Genomic DNA, 1,479 nt, shown 5'->3' on the forward strand with positions numbered 1-1,479 from the left:
CGCGCCCCCCGCCCCCCGCTCCCCGCTCCCCGCTCCCCGCTCCCCGCTCCGAGGGTGCGTGCCGCCACCGCACCCGTGCCCTTCGACGGGGCCGCCGGCCCGCGCCGCCCCGCGGCCGCCGTGGCGCGGCGCCCCGCACCCACCACCCACTCCTCCGCACAGAGCAGGACCACCGTGATGAGCGACAGCAACCCGATGCACGACATCCTGACGCGCTGGAAGGCCGCGTTCGACGGCCACCTGCCGGACGCCATGGCCGAACTGTTCACCCCCGACGCGCTGTTCCAGGGTTTCGACCCGGACGTCGCGGCCGGCCGGGAGGCGGTGCGCGCGTACTACGACGCCGTGCCCGAGCGGCGCACCGCCGACGTCACCGTGCTCCACACCTACACGATCGGCGAGGACGCGGCCGGCGGGTTCGCGGACGTCGTCTTCCGGGACCCGACGGGGTGGCAGGCGCCCGTGCACCTGTCCCTCGTCCTGCGCCGCGACGCGGACGCCTGGCGCATCCGCCAGTACCACGTGTCCCGGATCAGCACCGAGCACTGAACGGCCGACGGCCGCCGCCGGGTTCGTTGTTCGGACCCCGTCCGGGCCGTCCGGCGCGCCGCGGCGGCGTTCCGCGGACCCCCGCACGGGCCCCGCGGGCGGCATCCGTACGGGCAGGACGGCCCGTACGCCCCGTCGGCACCTCGGCCGGACGCCGGGCGGCGGGACCGCTTCCGCGCGGGCCCCGCGGGTAGAGTCCGCCCATGGCCGAACCGTCACACAATGGAGTCGATCGGGCACCCGGCGACGCGAACGTCAGGGTCTCCGACACCAGTCGCGTGGAGGCGTTCAGCGACGGTGTGTTCGCCATCGTCATCACCCTCCTCGTACTCGACCTGCGCCTTCCGGAGCACCGCCCCGGGGAGCTGTTCCACGCGCTGCTGGCCGAGTGGTCCGCGTACGTCGCCTTCCTCGTCTCCTTCGCCTACGTGGGCGTCCTGTGGGTCAACCATCACGCCCTGTTCCACCGGGTGCGGCACATGGACTCCGGCCTGCTGTGGATCAACGTGGCCATCCTGCTCAGCGCGGTGATCGTGCCCTTTCCCGCCGCCGTGCTCGGGGACGCGCTGGCCGAGGGCAGCCGGCACGACGAGCGCGTCGCCGTCGTGTTCTACGCGCTCGCCGCCGCGGCGATGGCGGCCCCGTGGTGGTGGGTCTTCACCTATCTCAGCCGCCACCTGTACCTGCTCGAACCGGGCGTCAGCGACACCTATCTGACGACGCAGCGCGTACGGCCGCTGACCGGACTCGGCCTCTACGTGGTGTGCGGCGTCGGGGGCTGGTTCGTGGGGCCCGCGCTGGGCCTGGTGTGCATCGTCGTGGTGATCGTGTACCACGCCCTGACCAGCGAGGGGCTGCGCGAGGGCCCGCTCGGCCCGCTCCTGCGGCCGCGACGGCGCTGAGCCGCGGCGCCGCGCGCGGGCCCCGGGC

General features: G+C 74.6%; 2 protein-coding genes. Both read left to right on the top strand.

Annotated elements, in window-relative coordinates; genetic code table 11:
* Positions 1 to 177 precede the first annotated feature (177 nt).
* On the top strand, positions 178 to 549 hold the full coding sequence (locus tag L1885_RS28275) for an SgcJ/EcaC family oxidoreductase (RefSeq protein ID WP_235799989.1): 372 nt from the start codon (positions 178 to 180) through the stop codon (positions 547 to 549).
* A gap of 203 nt (positions 550 to 752) precedes the next feature.
* Positions 753 to 1,451, top strand: coding sequence for a TMEM175 family protein (locus L1885_RS28280; RefSeq protein WP_235799990.1), 699 nt, complete (start codon positions 753 to 755; stop codon positions 1,449 to 1,451).
* Positions 1,452 to 1,479: the final 28 nt, after the last annotated feature.

It is taken from the genome of Streptomyces fuscigenes (genome assembly GCF_021556455.1).
Lineage (GTDB): Bacteria > Actinomycetota > Actinomycetes > Streptomycetales > Streptomycetaceae > Streptomyces > Streptomyces fuscigenes.

What these genes read in the sequence shown, in the direction of transcription:
- L1885_RS28280 (WP_235799990.1), top strand. Translation starts at nt 753, where the DNA reads ATGGCCGAACCGTCACACAATGGAGTCGATCGGGCACCCGGCGACGCG.
- L1885_RS28275 (WP_235799989.1), top strand. Translation starts at nt 178, where the DNA reads ATGAGCGACAGCAACCCGATGCACGACATCCTGACGCGCTGGAAGGCC.